The sequence below is a fragment of the Pauljensenia sp. UMB3104 genome (genome assembly GCF_030217285.1).
In the GTDB taxonomy this organism is placed as follows: domain Bacteria; phylum Actinomycetota; class Actinomycetes; order Actinomycetales; family Actinomycetaceae; genus Pauljensenia.
On the sequence record NZ_JASONN010000397.1, the window covers coordinates 1 to 258 of the forward strand.

A 258-nucleotide genomic window follows, 5' to 3' on the forward strand; every position below is an offset into this window, starting at 1 on the left:
TCGATCCGATCTTAAAGGACTCTCGCCCTACGGTGCTCCGCAGCTCAACGTTCCGGTGTGCCTGAACGTCAACGAGAACCCGTATTCGCCCTCCGAAAACGTGATTGCCGATATCGCTGAGTCCGTTGCCAAGGCGGCTGCGGGTCTCAACCGTTACCCGGATCGCGACTTCATGGAACTACGTTGCGCGCTCGCGGACTACCTAGAAAAAGAATCCGGTGTTCGTCGTCGTCCGGAACTGATGTGGGCAGCGAACGG

General features: G+C 58.1%; 1 protein-coding gene. It reads left to right on the forward strand.

The annotated features are described in order from the left end of the window. On the forward strand, positions 1 to 258 hold a 258-nt coding region (locus tag QP415_RS12175; protein ID WP_285100249.1), incomplete at both ends, for an aminotransferase class I/II-fold pyridoxal phosphate-dependent enzyme.